The sequence below is a fragment of the Paenibacillus rhizoryzae genome, from assembly GCF_059686995.1.
In genome coordinates, this window is record NZ_JCAALT010000005.1 from 220,126 (window position 1) to 237,100 (window position 16,975).

Here is a 16,975-nt window from a genome sequence, read left to right on the forward strand (position 1 = left end):
CGCTTACAGCCATCAGATTGTATACGCACTCAACAGCCAAAGCCGATTGCGAGGGATAGCCAAAGTGACACTATTGACCGCTATATTTCATACCATACGAACGCCATTAGCTGTTGTTGTAGGACGGGGTGACGACATACGGTTTAACAGCGCAAACAAGGCCTTCTCCAATCTTGTAGGCTGCTCTGAAGCAGAACTGGCGGGCTTGCCGCCAAGCAGGTTATTCTCAGCCTGGAACAATAACAATCTGCTCAACTCTATTAGCTCCGAGACGGTCCTATTGGATCGGCCGAAACCCGAAGAGCCGCAGCGGCTGCTCCTCACCTGGGAAGCTGTCAGGGACACGGAAGAACCCGCTTACCTGATTACAGCCGAAGATATTACGGCCAAGACCTGGATCGACACGATAAGCAGCTCGAAGAAGGTGCTGTTCTCCGGCATTTTAAGCGATTCCTATGTCATTGAGCGATACTATCAGCATGATACCGCACCGTTGTTCGACCGACTCTTTCGAATCGAGCGAGAGTCTCTCCATATGTTCTTCAATAACACTGACCGCGAACGTCTGGTCTATGCACTTGAGCAAGCCGCGCTTCACAATCGGATGGACCGTATCGTCGTTCAAACCAAGCTGGCAGCCAATACCGCCCAGCTGGAGCTGCATATCACCTTCCGTCCGTTCTATAGCGGCGATGGTGTCCTGAAGCATTTTGGATTTATCGTGACAGATGTCCAGACGATTTCGGAGGCCGTGGACCCTTCGGTGACGTTAAAAGTGTTGATGGCGCGCAGTTATATGTCGGCTCAGCAGCTGTCTATTGAAACCGGAATCTCGCTTCAGACGATTTCGAAGCTTCGCAATGGTAAGATCGGGAAACCGCAGCGGCAGACCGCGATGCTCATTGCATCCAAATTGAACGTGACGCCTCAAGATATTTGGCCTTAAACAAGGTATAACAGTTGCCTCCGTCCTCTTGGTGGCGGTCGCAACGTATTTGCACAAAAAAGCGGAGATCCCTAGGATCTCCGCTTTTTTGTATTATTGCGCTGCTTTATGTATGAGCTTCAAGCTGCGGCTGTTCGCCGCAATCTCTTCGAAAAACTCCGCATCCGCAGCGGCCAAGCGCCGCCATGCTTTCACGCAAGCCGGGTCGAAGTGGGCTCCGCTGCCTTGAATGATGATGTTCATCGCTTCCTCATGCGACATCGCCTGGCGGTAGGATCTCGATGAGGTCAGTGCATCGTATACGTCCGCGATGGCCGTTATCCGTGCCAGCAACGGAATGCTCTCGCCGCTCAGCCGATCCGGATACCCCGTTCCATCCCATTTCTCATGATGGGAGCGGATCACCGACAGCTCGTCTTTCAGGAACCCGAGCCGCTTGCACATGTCATAACCGGAAACCGGATGCCGCTCGATGACAAGCCGTTCCTCCGGCGAAAGCTTCCCTGCCTTGTTCAAGATCGCATCAGGGACTCTCAGCTTCCCAACGTCGTGCACAACGCCGCCCTGCGCAATAGCTCGCAGCTGATGTTTATTGAGCTCCATCTCCTCGCCGAGCCGAAGGGCATACAGCGCTACGCGATTGTTATGGCCGGCTGTATAGGCATCTCGCGCCTCCGTAGCCATAATAAGCGCTTGAACGCTTGGCGTCTTGCAGGCTTCAAGCCAAGCACGCGGATCGGATTGGAACAATACTTTCAGGGAATTGCTGAAGGAACCTTGTGAGAAATACTGCTTGAGCAGTCCAACTAGCATAATGACCATAGAGACCAATAGCAATACATGATAGAGCCACCAGCTTAAATGCCACGACGTGCCCATGACGATGATATATTGAGCCGCGATAATAAGTCCGACACTATAAACAATGGCGCGCTGCAGCGGGAATCCCGCACTTTGGTACGATTGCCAGTACCGATACATCGTCCACACGCAAGTAATACAGGTGATGGATGAGGCGATCCATTTATAAGGATCTATATTAAGCGGGATTTCATCTATCATATGCGGCTGCTGCAGCGCCAACAGGCAGATAAAGCCCAGCAGCACCAGCCACGCCGGTATGAGCCACGTTCGAATCCTCGATAGCTGCCTTATGATGAAGCGATCCGTTGATACGGATGACAAGAACAGCCACACCGAGGTAACCAGCACGCTAAGCTGAGCTAATACGCTCGGCAAGTGTCCGGCATGAATGATAAAGCCCGGCGTAGTCAGTCCATGCAAGACGAATATCCCGGCTAAGGATACATATGCAAGCGACATGAAGCCTACTTTAATATTCCGCAGACGATGTCCGGCAATACCAACTGCAATGGCAGCCACAATCGCCAGCGCTGCAACAAGCGTTACGATTTGAAAATGCCGCTCCGGCGCCTCAACAGAAATATCGAGCGTCTTAAAGGAGCGCAGCCCTTCAAAAAATAAAATCGGCAGTAAGACGCCCAGAATCGGTCCGATGGCGGATTTTTCTTTCATCTGCATGGGTTTAAGCTCCTTCTCATAGTTCTGCCTCTTACATACCGCTGCTTTAATTGCCGACTTGAATGGTCGTAAACATCCCACCGGCCGCTAGTGTGAAATTATTCGAGGTATGATGCGGAATATGGCAATGAAACGGCCAGCGGCCCGGGTTCCATGCATCAAACTGAATATCGCGCGTCTCGCCCGGCGCAACGAATACGGTGCTTTTGCGAAGTTGGTTCCAAGGCGGTACTTCATTACCGTCATAAGCGGTTTCCAGCATTTGCACCCCATGAAGATGCATGGGATGCCCTTGCATCCCTAAATTAGCTAATCGAATCCGAACACGGTCCCTCAGCCCCACATAAAGCGGCGACGTATGCGGGAAACAGCGACCATTCATCGTAAAGAAATTAAACCCGTCCGATAGTGGATCCACGCCATAAACACCCGGATGGAGCTCGCCTTTGGGAATACCGTTCAAATGAAACTCCTGAAGCATATAGGCAAAGTCTCTGGTGACTTGCTTCTCATGTCGATTCCGAATGATGAACAACCCGCCTAGCCCCATCATTTCTTGCCGTATGGATTCATAATGACTGTGATACATATGTGTACCGGGCGGATTAATAATCCGAAAGCGGTAATCAAAGCCGTAGCCGGGCTGTATGAGCGGTGAAGGCTCAAACGGCGGTACACCGTCCATCGCATTAGGCACATCAAGCCCATGCCAATGAACGCTTGTCGGCTCCGGCAAGTTGTTGATCACTCGAATTTGAACGAAATCCCCTCGCTCCACAATAATGGTTGGCCCCGGAATAGATCCGTTATATCCATAGCCTTGCATAAATACTCCTGGCAGAATTTCCTGCTGAACCACACCGGCGAACAACTCAAAGCATTTTACCCCATTCATTACACGATAGGGCAGAAGCGGTAAATCCGGCGATTCTACCATTCATATCTCCCCCTGTTCATAAACAACGAAGTTTATGCCGGGAAGTGCTAGAATATGACTTCTGCCTGATAGGTCTATTATCCTTCTTTCAGAATATCGGTTTTTCGACAATAAATTTGTAGTTCTGCGGACATAAAGAAAACAGGGCTCCGCTTGCTTCAATAAGCAAACGTAACCCTGTTCATGCACTTACTTGGCGCCAACCGATAAATCGCCGGATCCTGTATGAATATGCAGCGGAATGGATCCACTGCCGAAGAGCAGCACGTCGCGATCATCCTTGTCCGTCGATAGCTCCCCGCCATCCCAATCATTGTCGAGGCTGCCGGAGCCGTGACTAAACGTAATGCGAGCCGATGCGGGCTGTTCGTCTGTCTGAATCGAAACATCACCGCTGCCGGTCTCCAGCTCAGCAGGCTGTTCGAGCGACTTTAGAATTAAGTCAATGTCACCGCTGTTCGTTTCAATCTGAAGCTCTGCAACAGCATTCGTCAATTCGACATCGCCGCTGCCGACATCAACCGTGAACTTCTTTGCCTTTAGACCTTCAGTGGTGACATTGCCCGAGCCTGCATTTACCGCAATGAGATCTGTGGCCGTTACGTCTTCGAAGCTGATGTCGCCGCTGCCAATCTTCGCTTCAATGGATTGCGCATTCAGTTGCTTGAGTGTCATATCGCCCGAACCGGAATCAAGCTTAATTTGATCCGCCTTGAGCTGCGCAATATCGATATCTCCACTGCCTGCATCCAGCATCAGCTTCCGATACTGCTGCTCCGGCAGCTCCAACTTCAAGTCCAGATTGCGAATGTTGATACCAATCGTGAAACCGACGCGATCCTGTACGGATACATGAAGTACATTGCCTTCTCTCTGAAGCTCAAGCTTCAGTTTATCCCGGTATTTCTTGCTGGCGCGGCCTGTCAGCTCTGCCTTCACTTCATTATTCGGGCTAGGAACAACGGTGAGGTCCAAGCTGCCGGTATTGATCTCAACCTCTTCAATACCACCTCCCGCTACCGTTTGCTCTTGGGCCACCTTCTCCGTTCCGAAGGAGAGCGCTCCATCTTTCCGGAATGTGCCGAAGGCGCCAATCAAACCGACAACGAGCAGTATCAACGCGACAACGATCCAATTTCTCATCCTTTTTTCACCCTTATCACTCTGGAATTAAATTTCAAATAACTTAAGGTCATCTTCGCAAAAGCTCTAGTCAACCAGTGCGCTCCGGCACCGATCAGCATTCCAAGTGCAATTAGCACCATGGAGAGGAAGGTACCTTGCAGCAGCGTAATGCCGCCTCCAAATGCGCCTTCATAGATCGCCATAACGGAGGAGAGTCCAACGCCAATGGCTGTCGCCCATATCGCTACAAGCACGCCAAGCAGTGCAACATAGGGACCTAGCACGAATACGAGGTTGAAGAAGCCTAAGCTGACAGCAGCGAGCACGGCCCGTGATACGAGGGTGATGCTTCCGCTCTTATTCGACGCTTGGTCGACGCGATAATTAAGCAGCATTTCCTTCGCAATTAATCGCGGATCGCCAAGCTCGTCGGCTGCCTCCGATTCAGAGCGTCCATGCTCGGCTGCCATGCGGAAATGCTCCTCGTAATCGTACATCCACTCCCTGCGAAGCGGCTCCGGCACAGGCGACAGCAGCTCCCATAGCTGTCCCAAATACTGCTCTCTGATCATCGTTCGACACCTTCCTTAATCAATTCATCTACTGCGACGGAGAATGTCCGCCATTCACTGATTAGCCCCATGAGATGCGTATGTCCTTTTGGCGTGAGCTTGTAATACTTCCGAGGCGGACCTTCTGATGATTCTTTGAGATAGGTTGAAAAATAACCCTCCTGCGTCAAGCGGCTGAGCAGCGGATAAACGCTGCCGACGGCGACCTCGAATTTCGCGGACATGGTGACCGCAAGCTCGTAGCCGTAACGGTCCTCCCAAGCGGTTAACGCAAGAACGCACAAATCGAGCACGCCTTTCTTAAACTGTACATTCATAGTCGACGCTCCTATACCATATCGTTAGGTATTCATTAATGTAGAATAGCGGGGCAAAAAAAATGTTCCTGCTGCTATAGTATATCGCTCACTATTCGTTTATGCAATATAGCGTCGGAAAAATAGTTATTCGCCCATGATGAGGCCTCGTCATTTTAGTACATTGCCGCAATATGGTATGCTTGTTCGCATAAAACCATACTTGGGAGGCTTTCAACCATGAGTCAGAACCGCTATGAAGTGAAATCACATCACGATGGAACCTATATGCTCTATACGTTAACGGATTCCGTTACGAATTCCTCCGTTACGATCTGTCCTGAGCGAGGCGCTATTGCAACCAGCTGCATTCTGGGCGGCGAGGAGCTGTTCTATCTCGATCAAGCGACCTACCTTGATCCGGAGGCGAATATCCGCGGCGGCAATCCGATTCTTTTCCCCATTTGCGGTCAGCTCCCCGGTGGGCAATATGAATGGAACGGCACAGTTTATTCCATGCGCAATCACGGCGTTGCGCGAAACCGCGCCTGGGAAGTTGTAGCCGACTCCGATGCGGGCGAAGCCGCTGTGACCGTGCGCTTGCGCAGCAGCGAAGGAACGCTGGCCGAGTATCCATGGCAGTTCGAGCTGTTGTTCACTTATGCGTTGGTCGAAGGTGAGCTGCAAATCCGCCAAACGTACAGCAACCAATCGGATTCCGCTATGCCGTTCTACGCAGGCTTTCATCCGTACTTCCGCTCCGAGTCGAAGGATCTCGTATATGGAACGGATGCCACCTCCTATCTGGACTATAACGATAACGTTGTAAAATCGATCGATGGCGCTATCTCCCTTGATGGGTTGAAAGAATCCGTCGCTTTGCTGGACGCTAAAGCGCGTTCGATTACGTTCCCTGGTCCTGATGGCCGCGGAACCATTTCATTGTCTTACAGTGATGCGTTCAAGTACGTGGTGCTGTGGCAGGTGAACGGATCGCCATTCGTCTGTGTCGAGCCATGGATGGCGCTGAACGGCGAGCTTGTGAGCAAGGATGAACTGCCAATGCTTGAGGCTGGCGGGAAGATGGAGCTGCTCGTGAAGATTGGGTACAGCGGTTAAGGGAGCGAGATATGGAGGAGCAAACGATGCAACAGGTAAAGCTTCGGCGATTGGGCAATTCAGACTTGATGCTATCGCCGCTCGGACTTGGCTGCTGGCAGTTTAGCAAGGGCAGCGGCTTGATCGGGAGATTTTGGCCTGTCCTGAGCGATGATCTCATTCAGGATATTGTGAGGACAAGTCTCGCCGGCGGCATCAATTGGTTCGATACGGCTGAAATTTACGGCGGCGGCAAATCCGAGGAAGTGCTGGCACAAGCGCTGCTAGCCCTTGGCGATGAAGCCAAGGATGCCTATGTTGCGACCAAATGGTGGCCGATGATGCGAACGGCAGGCAGCATATCTCGGACCATTGAGGAGCGGATGCGCCGGTTGAAGGGATGGCCGATCGCACTGCATCAGGTGCATCAGCCCTTCTCCTTCTCCTCGGCAGCGGCAGAGATGAAGGAAATGGCCGCACTCGTGAAGCAAGGCAAAATCCGCCATGTAGGCGTTAGCAATTTCTCCGCTGAGCGGATGCGCGAGGCAGACCGAGCCCTTCGCGAGCACGGGCTTCGATTGGCGTCCAACCAGGTGAAATACAGCCTGCTGGACCGCCGCGTCGAGCGAAATGGCATCATGGAAACCGCCAAGGAGCTTGGCGTTGCCATCATCGCCTATTCGCCGCTCGAGCAAGGGACTCTGAGCGGCAAGTTCCATGCCGATCCCGCGCTAGTCGCCGGCATTGGCGGGATGCGCAAGCTCTCCGGCGGCTTCAAACCCGCCGCGCTGGCACGCACGCGTCCTTTAATTGCCCGGCTGCAGGAGCTGGCCGACAAGTACGAGGCTTCCCCGAGCCAGGTGGCCTTAAATTGGCTCATCCATGCCAATGGCGAAACCGTCTTCGCCATTCCCGGCGCCTCCAAGCCGCATCACGCGAAGGAAAACGTGCGCGCCATGACGTTCGCAATCAGCCGCGACGAGCAGCGCGAGCTATCCGAGCTCGCCGACCGCTGCGGCGCTCGTTAATGGTTTGAACTGCGAAGGGCCAGACATCCTGTGGATGTCTGGCCCTTCTTCTTATATTTAAACTAGCTAACCGCCGGCCTGATCTTCGATGATCGGATCCAAGCTGTTCGGACGGGCAGAAGATGAGCGGTGCTGCGTACCTCTCTTTAGGTGAAAACCACCATTTGCTGCTCATGAACGGTAACTGTTACCTCTCACAACCGCCAAAAGTTACTCCAAAGACCGTTCTTCAACTAACTACGCCCTACCTACTTCTTTCGTCGCTCCCGCACCAATGCACTAAACTGAAAGTCGCTATCCTGCAATATATTAGCTACTTTGGTTTCCATGTAGATCCCTAGGTGTGCTTCTTGCACGATATTCGCTACTTTGGCTTCCATGTAGATCCCCAGGTGTCCTTCTTGCGGCGAAACTAGCTACTTGGCTTCCATGTAGATCCCTAGGTGTGCTTCTTGCACGATAATCGCTACTTTGGCTTCCATGTAGATCCCTAGGTGTGCTTCTTGCACGATATTCGCTACTTTGGCTTCCATGTAGATCCCCAGGTGTCCTTCTTGCTCGATATTCGCTACTTTGGCTTCCATGTAGATCCCCAGGTGTGCTTCTTGCGGTGAAATTAGCTACTTGGCTTCCATGTAGATCCCCAGGTGTGCTTCTTGCGGCGAAACTAGCTAATTTGGCTTCCATGTGGACCTCTAGATGTGCTTCAAGTACTTAACTCTTGCGCCACTTTCACAACTTCTCCAACCAATGTGTTGCCCAGAGAGTTACACTTACGCAAAACTAACCAATTCTCCACCAATGTGTTGCCCTGGAAGCTACTCTTCCCGCCCTAAGCTACTCCCCGCGGCAGGCAATCACCTGCCGCTCGAATTTGCCCTTGCGGACGATGCAGCGGTCGGTGATGGCAAAGCCGGCTTCAGCGATGTCAGCGTCGATTAGCTCCGTCGTGACGATGATGACGCGTTCTGCCAAGCGTCCCGCGCTGCGAAGCATAGCCAATCGCTCCGCCGATGGCAGCTTCGAGCAGAGATTGTAGGGCAGATCGATAATCGCCGAATCGAACACTCGCCGACCGTCCGACACTGCGCCGCCAGCCTCCGGCGGGACAAAATCCAGCGGTTCAAGCGTCATCATATCCGCGAGCTTGACCACATCCGGCATGCCGAAGTGAGCCAGATTAACACGGGCTCCCTTCAGCGCCAGCGGGTTGTTGTCGAAGCCCACGATGGAGATCCCCATCGACAACGCCTCGATTATGACCGTGCCGATCCCGCAGCAAGGGTCGATGACCCGCTCCTCCGTCGTCGGCGCGGCGATATTCACAACCGCCCGGGCTACACGCGTGCTAAGCGCGGTGGAATACGGCCGCGGCTTATCGTTATACTTCAGCCACAGCGCCTCGCTTTTCTCATACGCCCCGAACAGGTAGCGCCCGTCTACGTAGGCTACGCCAAATACCAGATCTGGCCGACGCATTTCCGCTTTGCCAACAATCCGCCAGCCGATCTCCTTCTCAATCGCCCGCTGGCGGTCGAAAGCGAACGACTCCCGCTCATCGCCGCCCCCGACAAACATGACTTTGAACGTACGTCCCTCAAGCCGAACGGCATCCGCAACCTGTGCCGCAATACCGGCAGGGTCATCCGCTACGAGCTGGATAGCCAGCTTTCCTCGGATAAACGGACTTCTGGTCGGATCTATATTTTTATCGCTTATCACACAACCATTATTTGGATTAAAACCGAATAACGCGCGCATTTCCATACCGCACAAGTCGAATTCATCCTCATGAGATGTGACTGGATAATAAAAATTACCAACAGATCGAGCCTCGACCAGCTCTGAAGCATCTACCACTTTTTGCACATTTCCACCCTCATCATCTAGCTGCATTTAAGCCTTAATGCCCCGAACTGCGGTAGGTTCGAAATACAATCGATTGATTGTAGTTGCCAAAGCCTTCACCGTAGATGGTCAATCCGCCGACATGCTCGGCACCTTCGGGTACGGCCAATCGGAGCAGCCAGTCGTTGCGCGTCATCACGATATCCTGCAGCGACACATCCGATAAACGTTGACCATCGATGAATGTCCCGCGGTCCGTGATCCGTATCACTTTTAGCCAGCCATATTGATTGACACTCCACCAGGATGGGGTTAAGCGGCCGCGCCCCTCGCCGGAATCGCCAGGACTGGTCCATACGCCAAGCAGCGTATCGTTTAAATAAAAATGGATGTCTGATGGCCAATCCACTCGGACGCCAGGAGCTTCCGAGCCGATCTCGACGGAGAGTTCAATCTCCTCCAGCGCTTGTCCCTGCAGCACGTAATTGGGGACGCGGTATTCCACATACCCTTTGCCGAACCATAAAATTTGCGCATGCATCCGTTCCGGCTCCATGAAATAACGCGGATCATCGAACTGGCCTATGATATGCTCGGAGGTTGCAAGACCACAGGTGGGATGCACTTCAAAAGAGGTATAGTGGCCAACCGGAATCGACACCTCATGAAATTCGCGTTTCGGCTCCATAGTCTGCGGAATGGTAATCTCCACGTTGCCGGCAGCAAGGGAGCAAATTTTGTGTGTACCGCCTCCTCGCCGCACAAGCTTCGTCTCAATTAACCCGCCTTTCTCCAGTTTCTTAGCGTGCATTGTCAAGATCGCACTGCTTAAGCCAAGCGCGGCTGCGAGCTCCTTAATATTCATAGGCTGCACGGCAAGCAGCTCTAGGATGCGCAGTCTCACATCACTGGAAAGCGCTTCGTAGAGAGGGAGCCATTTGCGGTCCAAATTCGCTTTTATCATCATGCACGGTTCCTTCCGTCTCGCTTTAGTTAACAGATATATTAATTCAATTCCTGCAAAAAGAAAAGCTTGCACGTGCTGCCCGAATTGCGGTTTAATTAGCGATAGATGGATCTATTATATATTAATCAATTAATTATTTCATTAATCCAATCTAATTCATTGAAGAGGTGAATCCCCGCATGTCACAGAAAGCGAAAATGATTGTCGAGAAGGATTTTACGATTGGCGAGGTTGATAAAAGAATCTACGGTTCGTTCATCGAGCATCTGGGACGCGCGGTATATGGGGGAATTTATGAGCCAGGCCATGCAACTGCGGATGAGCAAGGCTTTCGCGGCGATGTGCTTGAGCTGATCAAAGGCATCGATGTGCCGGTTGTCCGTTACCCGGGAGGAAACTTCGTCTCCGGCTATAACTGGGAGGATGGCGTAGGCCCGATCGAGCTGCGACCAAGGCGCCTTGAACTCGCATGGCGAACCATTGAACCGAATTTGTTCGGACTCAATGAGTTTGTGGACTGGTGCCGCAAAGCGAATACTTCGCCAATGATGGCTGTGAATCTAGGAACCCGCGGTCCCGATGAAGCCCGCCAGCTCGTGGAATATGCCAATCATCCCTCCGGCTCGCAATTAAGTGACCTGCGTATTTCACATGGCTATAAACAGCCGCACGGCATCAAAACCTGGTGTTTGGGCAACGAGATGGACGGTCCATGGCAAATCGGGGCCAAAACCGCAGTCGAATATGGCCGAATCGCCGCTGAGAGCGCGAAGGTCATGAAATGGGTGGACCCTTCCATTGAAGTGGTTGCCTGCGGCAGCTCCAACCTCGGTATGGCCACATTCCCTGAGTGGGAGCGCACCGTGCTGGACCTTTGCTACAACGAGGTCGACTATATCTCCCTGCATCAGTACTATGGCAACAGGGATAAAGACACGTCGAACTTCCTGGCCCAATCCATGGGCATGGACTCCTTCATTAATACCGTCATCTCCACCTGCGACTATGTGCAAGCAACGAAACGAAGCAAGAAACGGATCAACCTCTCCTTCGATGAGTGGAATGTGTGGTATCACTCCAATGAGGCCGATTCCCGGATCGAGCCGTGGTCCATTGCACCGCCGCAGCTTGAAGATGTGTACAACCACGAGGATGCGCTGCTTGTCGGAAGCATGCTAATCAGTATGTTAAAACGTGCCGACCGCGTCAAAATGGCCTGCCTCGCGCAGCTCGTCAACGTGATCGCGCCAATTATGACGGCAAACGGCGGCGGCGCTTGGAAGCAGACCATCTATTATCCTTATATGCATGCAAGTATTTTCGGACGTGGTACAGTCCTTGTGCCGCTTACTTCTTCGCCCAAATATGATGCAAAAGATTACACCGACGTCCCATACCTCGATGCGGTTGCCGTACACAATACGGAAGCTGGCGAAGTAACCGTGTTCGCGGTTAACCGCCACTTGAGTGAATCGCTGCCGCTCGAAATCGATCTGCGCAGCTTCGGCGATGTCCGCATCCTTGAGCACATCGTACTGGAAAGCGACGACTTGAAAGCCGCTAATACACAAGAAGCGCCAAACCGTGTCGCTCCTCACAACGGAGGCAATGCGGTAATTGATGGCAGCGGCGTTGCAGCCTCCCTCGGCAAAGCATCTTGGAATGTGATTCGTCTCAAGCTCGCGTAACACGCGACGACAACCCAAGACATATGTAACAAACAAGAGCAGACGGATACTTCTCATTACGAAGTACCTGCCTGCTCTCTTTTTTTTCCTCTATAATCGACCGTTTGCAAAAGCTAAAATGCAAGTCCAATCCACCTCGGTCAAATCATGCTTGCCCGATCGGATATGATAGCCGCAGCGCTCGGCATATAACGGGGAGTCCAGCTCCGGAAACGGCTCTGCCGCCAGTCCGTCAGCACCAAACAGCCGGTACGCAGGCTCCGCATGCTGCAAGGAAAGATATTCGGACGCCGGATCGGCCCACTCATCCTCCGCCGCACTGGAAACATAGAGCAGCCGCGGTGCAATAAGCGCCAGCAGCATATGCTGATCAACCGGCAGCTCTTCTTCACGCTCGTTATAGCGCTTGTAATTATCCGCGAACCAGTGCGGGAACGCGGTATTGATCTGATGAATGCGCTCCCCGACCTTCCCCCTCGAAATAGCCGCGCCGGTACAGCCCGACTCATTGCTGACGACCATGGCGAAGCGCTCGTCGAGCGCGCCGGCCCAGAGCGCGGTTTTGCCCCCGCGGGAATGTCCGATGACGGCTACTCGGGCCGAATCGACGTCCGGATCCGTCTCCAAATAGTCCATGGCGCGGCTAAGCCCCCACGCCCATGCGGAGATGGTGCCCCATGCATCCCCGGCGCGAGGCCGATCCTTCGGATCAAACAACCCGTGCACCCCGTTGCGGAAGCCGTCATGCTCGTCGGGATCGATGTCCTCGGCGGCAATCATCGCCGTGCCATACCCGCTGTCGATAATTTGCTCCACCGGCCAGAAAGACGTGGAAGGCGATTCCCCTTCCCGCACCGCTGACAGCCTGCCGTGATCGAGGAGCAGAAACACGGGCCACCGCTTCTTCTCAGCCCCACCGGTATCGGCAGGAACATACAAGGTTAAGCGAATGCGACCTTGGCCGCCGCTTTCTCCTTCGCCATCTCCTACAAAATGAATATCGATGTTCTTGCGGACGGCCTTGCCATCCAAGCACGGCTCTTGCGAAGCAACGGCGAAGATCATCCATTGCGGCCGATTCACCGGCTGCCTGCCGTAAACATGCTCAGCGAATAGCTCAAGCAGTTCGGGCCTGCGCCGCTCCTTCCATACCCCTGCCGAATCGATTTCGTTTCCAACAAGACTGACCAGAAGCGGCGGTATCGAACGTTCCACGGACTGTTCCTCCTTTGATAGCTGCATATGCCGTAATACATTCGACCCGGTGCATATTTTTCCTCCACTTGGAAAAAAATACTTCAAGAGGTGTAGCAATGGAAGCCTATATCGAAACGCTGCAAAAGCAAACAAAAACCCAGCACGACTTAAAAATCGATCAGCTCCAAGTGGGATCGATCACACTGTGGATGGCGGGCTACGAATCCCTTGTGAGCTGGGAGGAAACCATTGCGTTTATCTCGAACTGCGGCATCGGCGCGGAGTCCGGCTTCGAGGAAATCTGCGCGCGCTTATTAGGGCAAGCTTGGACACCGACCGTTACGGATCTTTTGCTGCAGGGGAAGGTCGTCATGATCGACGCGGCGGCAAACCGGGCATTCAGTTTTCAAGGCAAGCTCAAGCAGCTCGATCGTGCCATCGAGAAAGCGGAAAACGAGTTCCTCCCCTTCGCATCCGCGATTGCCTTCATGGAACCCTTAACCACCAACATGGGCATTCTGCGCAGAACGATCGATTCGACTGAGCTCCAGATCGAGATTCTTCACTTCCATGGCGTGGCTCAGAAGCAAGCTGCCTTGGTGTATCTATCGGAGGACGTGGATCGGGATTTGCTCGAAACCGTCAAGAACGCCTTGAAGAAGGCTTCGAAGCAAGACGTCCGCAACGGACAGGACCTCATCCGCATCTTCGGCCAAAGCCGCTATCATTTGTTATCTCCTTATCATAAAACGGAGCTGCCCGGACAAGCCGTCGCGTCCATGATGCAGGGCAGAGTCCTTCTGCTGATCGACGGCGAGCCGACCGCGTACGTGCTTCCCTTGATATTCAGCGATTTCATTGCCTTGGAATGGGACAGGCAATTCCCTATACCCATCATGCTGCTCCTGCGCGGCTTGCGCTTGCTCAGCATTCTGATCGCCCTGCTGATACCGGGGCTGTATGTGGCTCTCGTATCCGTTAATCCCGAGACGCTGCGGATCGAGCTCGCCCTTTCCATCGCCGAGAGCCGGATCGGCATACCGCTGCCGACGTTTCTCGAGATGCTGCTGCTTCTAATAATCAGCGAAATCATCATCGAAGCGACGCAGCGCCTGCCCAAAACCATCGCAGCGACGAACTGCTTGATCGGCGGCATTATCCTCGGCCAGGCCATCGTCGACGCCAAGCTCGTCAGCAACCTCGTCATCATCGTGCTTGCAGCCTCGGTGACAGCTCATTTCGCTTTTCCGAATTACTTGAATACGCTGATCGTGCGGATGCTGCGGTCAGGCGTCGTTATCCTTTCGGGCGTATTCGGGATCTTCGGCTTATTCGTCGCCTTTATCGCCATCTGCTACTACGCGTGCAGTCTGCAGCGGTTCGGCGTTCCGTTCATGGATTTTCTCTCCGCGAAAGAAGCGAGAACAATGACTCTAAGAAAGAAGTGTCGCAATTGATGCATCGATGGGTCGCCACTATGACTGCTCCTATATTTTTTATTGCCGCCCACTGCAGCATCCTGTTTGCCGCCTTTACGCGTTCGATGCTGGAAACGACCGAATATGGCCATTGGGAACCCGTATGCTTGAGCATGGGGATCGAACTGTTTTTGCTTCTGCTTCTGCTGCTGGGGTTCCGCAAAGCCGGGAACAAAGATTACGCCGACCTGTTTCTGCCCCTTGGCAAATGGATTAGCGCCGCACTTATCGTGCCACTGGCAGGGTTCATCTTGCTTATTCCGATTTTGGCGCTGCGTTATTTTGCCGAACTGATGATTATCGTTTTTATCGCGAGCTCACCGCTTCACGTCATCTTGGCCGTGCTCTGCCTGCTTATGTTCTTCGGGGCTTCCATCGGACCGCAGGGCATTATGAGAGCTAGTACCCTACTCACGTTAATCAACTTTCCCGTGCTGTTATTCGCCATATTCGCATGCTTTCAAAATGCCAAATTTGTGCGTGTTTACCCGCTTATCAATCCAAGTATGGACTTTTTGGCCAACAGCACCTTTTTAATAACGCTGTTCTCGATCTGTCCGTTCCTGCTCCTAGGCATGCTGCCTCCCGTATGCAAGGTGAAGATAAGGCCGATCTTAATCAGCTTTGTCTTAATTTCGTTGCTGCACGTTGTCGCCCTGTATATTCCGATCGTCATTTATGGCCTGAATGCAGCAAAGATTATGAATTTCCCGCTCATGACCAGCTTCGACTCCGTTAATATTACTTGGACGGTGTTCAACCGGATTTCGCTGTTTTACGCCGTTGCGCTGCTTGCATTCGTCATGACGCTCAGCTCGTTCTCTCTGTGGTCTTCCGCGCTCCTGATTCGCAAGATGATTCCGGCTTGGCGCGAGACCTACATCCGGATTTGTCTTAGCCTCATTGTCTTCTCGGTCAGTTTCATGATTCCAAGCTGGAACGATTACATCCGGGTCTTTGCAGCGGATACGTGGTTCCGCCTGTTAATTTACGCGGTCATTCCGATCGCCGTCTTCTTACGGGGAAGATCTATTGCCGCTCGGGAGGGAAAGCGGGTTTTGACTGAATGATGCGCCGGGCACGTACAGCTGTTTTGTTGCTCCTTTGCATGCTCTCCTTAACCGCCTGCTGGGACATCAAGGATGTAAACCATCGCATGCTTCCTATCGTTATGGGCATCTCTTACGGGGAGGCAAAGAAATATCGGGTTTTTATTCAAGTTCCGCTTCCGTATGGCCGAAAGCTCATTTCCAAGGTGCATTATGAAGAGGCCGACACAATCAGCAAGGCGCTGACCGAAATCGATACCAACATCGAAGCCGGGATCGACTTCATGCATCTGCAGCTGGTTTTGTTCGACCGCAAAGTCGCCATAGACGGCATTAAGGACGAAATGGCTTATATGATACGAAGCCAGCATATGCCGACGAAAGCGCTTGTGGCCATCACCTCGCAAAATATAGAGCAATTTCTCAATCATACCGGCAAATCCATCCAGACAGACGGAAGCGCTTTAATGAATTTTTTCAATAAGAACGCCGGCTGGAGCCCCGAAATCAATCTTGCCTATCTCTGGGAAACCTTCGGCGCCATCCACTCGGATACGCAGGATGTCACGATTCCGATTCTGCACTCGGGCAAATCGACCATGCTGGAATTCGTTGGTTCGGCCATCATGTCGAAGGAGAAAATGGTGGGCGAAATTTCGCAGGAGCAATCGCTGCTGGTGAACTTATACGACGAGCTGTTCCAAGGCTCCGTAGTCGAAACCGCCCATCAAGCCAGCGTATCCATCGTCAATTGCGATAACCGTCTTCGCACGTCCTGGAGGGACGGAAAGCCAGTGCTGAACATGCGCTTGAAGCTGTCGCTGCATCTGCTTGAGAACAACGGCAACATGACTGAGCAGCAAATCGAAAGCGCATTATCGGAGGCAATGGAGAAACGGTACAAGCAATTATTCAAGAAGCTGCAAGCCAGCAAATCGGACCCGCTGGGGACGGGCGAATATTTCCGGAACAAGTTGGCCTTCTCCAAGCTCAAGCTATGGCGCGAAACGTATTACCCCCAGCTCATACCGGAAATCACAGTGACATGTATCATTACGAATACGGGCGACATCCAGGAAAATTAGCTGCTTTAAATCGGCTCGCTTAAGAACAAAAGAAAGACGGCGCTAATCTCTGCGCCGTCTTTCTTTTTGAAATGGGTACCTCTCTTGATGCTACTTCCCAACTATCCAAACTAAAAAGG

At 52.7% G+C, this 16,975-nt stretch carries 16 protein-coding genes; 7 read left to right on the plus strand and 9 right to left on the minus strand.

Translation table 11 applies throughout. From position 1 onward, the window contains the following. The first annotated feature begins 64 nt into the window (after positions 1-64). Entirely contained in the window at positions 65-946 is an 882-nt protein-coding gene (locus AC6ESO_RS16555) for a helix-turn-helix domain-containing protein (RefSeq protein ID WP_497092308.1), read from the plus strand. Between the two features lie 93 nt (positions 947-1,039). Here AC6ESO_RS16555 and AC6ESO_RS16560 read toward each other — a convergent pair whose 3' ends face one another. The 5 genes from AC6ESO_RS16560 to AC6ESO_RS16580 form a co-directional block, all read right to left on the minus strand. Then, entirely contained in the window at positions 1,040-2,488 is a 1,449-nt protein-coding gene (locus AC6ESO_RS16560) for an HD-GYP domain-containing protein (RefSeq protein ID WP_497092309.1), read from the minus strand. Positions 2,489-2,534: 46 nt separating this feature from the next. Continuing rightward, entirely contained in the window at positions 2,535-3,425 is an 891-nt protein-coding gene (locus AC6ESO_RS16565; RefSeq protein WP_497092310.1) for a multicopper oxidase family protein, read from the minus strand. A gap of 189 nt (positions 3,426-3,614) precedes the next feature. Next, positions 3,615-4,568, minus strand: a complete 954-nt coding sequence (locus AC6ESO_RS16570; protein WP_497092311.1) for a DUF4097 family beta strand repeat-containing protein — start codon at positions 4,566-4,568, stop codon at positions 3,615-3,617. Further along, a complete protein-coding gene (locus AC6ESO_RS16575) occupies positions 4,565-5,122 on the minus strand; it encodes an HAAS signaling domain-containing protein (protein ID WP_497092312.1) in 558 nt (185 codons plus the stop codon). Before AC6ESO_RS16575 ends, AC6ESO_RS16570 begins: the two co-directional genes overlap by 4 nt. Beyond that, on the minus strand, positions 5,119-5,439 hold the full coding sequence (locus tag AC6ESO_RS16580; protein WP_091224208.1) for a PadR family transcriptional regulator: 321 nt from the start codon (positions 5,437-5,439) through the stop codon (positions 5,119-5,121). The genes AC6ESO_RS16575 and AC6ESO_RS16580 overlap by 4 nt, the downstream gene beginning before the upstream one ends. Positions 5,440-5,658: 219 nt before the next feature. Here AC6ESO_RS16580 and AC6ESO_RS16585 point away from each other — a divergent pair, with 219 nt between their 5' ends. Beyond that, positions 5,659-6,537 carry an aldose epimerase family protein gene (locus AC6ESO_RS16585; RefSeq protein ID WP_497092313.1) on the plus strand — a complete coding sequence of 293 codons (879 nt, stop codon included), beginning with the start codon at positions 5,659-5,661 and terminating at the stop codon, positions 6,535-6,537. A 26-nt stretch (positions 6,538-6,563) separates the two neighbouring features. Beyond that, the gene (locus tag AC6ESO_RS16590; RefSeq protein WP_497092314.1) at positions 6,564-7,544 is read left to right on the plus strand and encodes an aldo/keto reductase; all 981 of its coding nucleotides are present in this window, start codon (positions 6,564-6,566) and stop codon (positions 7,542-7,544) included. Positions 7,545-7,960: 416 nt separating this feature from the next. On the opposite strand, the gene AC6ESO_RS16595 is transcribed toward AC6ESO_RS16590, so the two are convergent. From AC6ESO_RS16595 to AC6ESO_RS16605, 3 genes are all read right to left on the minus strand, one after another. Further along, positions 7,961-8,128, minus strand: a complete 168-nt coding sequence (locus tag AC6ESO_RS16595) for a hypothetical protein (protein ID WP_497092315.1) — start codon at positions 8,126-8,128, stop codon at positions 7,961-7,963. Between the two features lie 253 nt (positions 8,129-8,381). Continuing rightward, positions 8,382-9,413 (minus strand): RsmD family RNA methyltransferase, encoded by a 1,032-nt coding sequence (locus tag AC6ESO_RS16600; protein ID WP_497092316.1) that lies wholly within the window; start codon positions 9,411-9,413, stop codon positions 8,382-8,384. A 34-nt stretch (positions 9,414-9,447) separates the two neighbouring features. After that, on the minus strand, positions 9,448-10,359 hold the full coding sequence (locus AC6ESO_RS16605; RefSeq protein ID WP_497092317.1) for an ArsR/SmtB family transcription factor: 912 nt from the start codon (positions 10,357-10,359) through the stop codon (positions 9,448-9,450). Positions 10,360-10,538: 179 nt separating this feature from the next. Between AC6ESO_RS16605 and arfA the strand changes: the two genes are divergently transcribed. Then, on the plus strand, positions 10,539-12,047 hold the full coding sequence (gene arfA / locus AC6ESO_RS16610; RefSeq protein WP_497092318.1) for an arabinosylfuranosidase ArfA: 1,509 nt from the start codon (positions 10,539-10,541) through the stop codon (positions 12,045-12,047). A gap of 90 nt (positions 12,048-12,137) precedes the next feature. On the opposite strand, the gene AC6ESO_RS16615 is transcribed toward arfA, so the two are convergent. Beyond that, on the minus strand, positions 12,138-13,262 hold the full coding sequence (locus AC6ESO_RS16615; protein ID WP_497092319.1) for an alpha/beta hydrolase family protein: 1,125 nt from the start codon (positions 13,260-13,262) through the stop codon (positions 12,138-12,140). 98 nt (positions 13,263-13,360) lie between these two features. On the opposite strand from AC6ESO_RS16615, the gene AC6ESO_RS16620 reads away from it, so the two are divergent. The 3 genes from AC6ESO_RS16620 to AC6ESO_RS16630 are packed head-to-tail and all read left to right on the plus strand — an operon-like array spanning position 13,361 to position 16,856. Next, complete coding sequence (locus AC6ESO_RS16620; protein ID WP_497092320.1) at positions 13,361-14,701, plus strand: spore germination protein; 1,341 nt, start codon at positions 13,361-13,363, stop codon at positions 14,699-14,701. Beyond that, a complete protein-coding gene (locus AC6ESO_RS16625; RefSeq protein ID WP_497092578.1) occupies positions 14,701-15,792 on the plus strand; it encodes a GerAB/ArcD/ProY family transporter in 1,092 nt (363 codons plus the stop codon). Before AC6ESO_RS16620 ends, AC6ESO_RS16625 begins: the two co-directional genes overlap by 1 nt. After that, positions 15,792-16,856, plus strand: coding sequence for a Ger(x)C family spore germination protein (locus AC6ESO_RS16630; protein ID WP_497092579.1), 1,065 nt, complete (start codon positions 15,792-15,794; stop codon positions 16,854-16,856). Before AC6ESO_RS16625 ends, AC6ESO_RS16630 begins: the two co-directional genes overlap by 1 nt. The last annotated feature ends 119 nt before the right edge of the window (positions 16,857-16,975 follow it).